Here is a 1,292-nt window from a genome sequence, read left to right on the forward strand (position 1 = left end):
GCGCTACATCCTCGACCCTGCTGACCTGACCGAACGTGAGTTGGAAGACATCCTCAACCCATGGGAAGAGGTGAGCGACCCGCTCGATCCAGGAGGGTACGCCGAACGTGTGGCTGCCAGCACCTTCCCCGGCGAAACCTTTCGCGTGCTGAAGGAGAAGGAGATACGTCAATACGGCGAATACCGCACGCGGCGGCTGGTGCTAGAGGCATGGGAGAAGCTGGCGCAACACTAATTTCATTATGCGTAAACAGGGGAGCTTCCCATGCGGACTAACGTTGTCTTGGATGACGAGCTGATCGAGTTGATCGAGCGGGCTCGCCAGCTAACCGGCCTCAAGACCAAGCGCGAGATAATTCACGAAGCGCTGCGCACCCTCATTCGGCTCTACGAGCAAGCCGAGATCCGCAACTTACGCGGCAAGTTGAAATGGGAGGGAGATCTGCACGAGCAACGCCTCTCCTCTCCCTAAGATCTCCCAGCCCAAGCCTCAGGGCGATCCTCTTGCAGTCGCTACCTGCTAGGCTTAACCTAGCCAAAATGGCTTTGGAGAGCCCCGATGGCCACCATTTTTGACCTGCACGAGAGGGTTCTAAAGGACTACGCCAATTTCGTCCGCTCCTTTTTTCTCATTGCCGACCCACGGGCACAGGCGTTTGTAGACCAAGCTCTGGAAGAAGGGATCCACCTCTGGCCAGAACCCCTCCTCCAGCTCAGCCCTAGTTATGTATCTGGTCCAACCGTTGACGAGTTGGCCGAGGCGGGGCGCATTGCCCAAGAAACAGCCCGCATTTTCCGCTTTGAGGATGGCAGACCCTTCCGCCTCTACCGCCACCAGGAGGAAGCTGTTGCCAAGGCCCTAGCAGGCAAGAGTTTTGTCGTTACCAGCGGCACCGGCTCTGGCAAAAGCCTTTGCTACTTCTTGCCCATCATTGACAACTGGATTCGCCAGGGGGGATCCCTGGGCCAGGTGACAGCCCTGGTGGTCTATCCCATGAACGCCCTGGTTAACTCCCAATACCAGTCTTTGCAAGCCCTGCGCGAGCGGTACGAGCGCAACTACCATCGCCCTTTTCCGCTGCGCTTTGCCAAGTACACCGGGGAAACTTCGGAAAACGAACGAGACCAGCTACGGCGGGATCCACCTCAAATTCTGCTCACCAACTATGTGATGGCAGAACTCCTCCTGGTTCGTCCTGAAGATCAGCGGTTTTTGAATCCCGAGATGGGAGGGCTGCGCTTTCTGGTCTTTGACGAGCTGCACACCTACCGAGGCCGGCAGGGGGCCGATG

3 protein-coding genes are annotated in these 1,292 nt (G+C 57.7%); all 3 read left to right on the top strand.

The window, feature by feature from the left end:
* Positions 1 to 235, top strand: a 235-nt coding sequence (locus tag NW807_RS05230; RefSeq protein WP_414425465.1) for a hypothetical protein, incomplete at its 5' end; no start/stop codon positions are given.
* A gap of 30 nt (positions 236 to 265) precedes the next feature.
* The gene (locus NW807_RS05235; protein WP_011429230.1) at positions 266 to 472 is read left to right on the top strand and encodes a type II toxin-antitoxin system VapB family antitoxin; all 207 of its coding nucleotides are present in this window, start codon (positions 266 to 268) and stop codon (positions 470 to 472) included.
* A gap of 87 nt (positions 473 to 559) precedes the next feature.
* On the top strand, positions 560 to 1,292 hold a 733-nt coding region (locus NW807_RS05240; protein WP_414425466.1), incomplete at its 3' end, for a DEAD/DEAH box helicase.

This window comes from Synechococcus sp. R70.1 (assembly GCF_047461675.1).
Taxonomy (GTDB): Bacteria; Cyanobacteriota; Cyanobacteriia; order Thermostichales; family Thermostichaceae; genus Thermostichus.

Bases quoted from the DNA above. Each gene is read 5' to 3' on its own strand.
- NW807_RS05235 (WP_011429230.1), top strand. From the start codon at position 266: ATGCGGACTAACGTTGTCTTGGATGACGAGCTGATCGAGTTGATCGAG.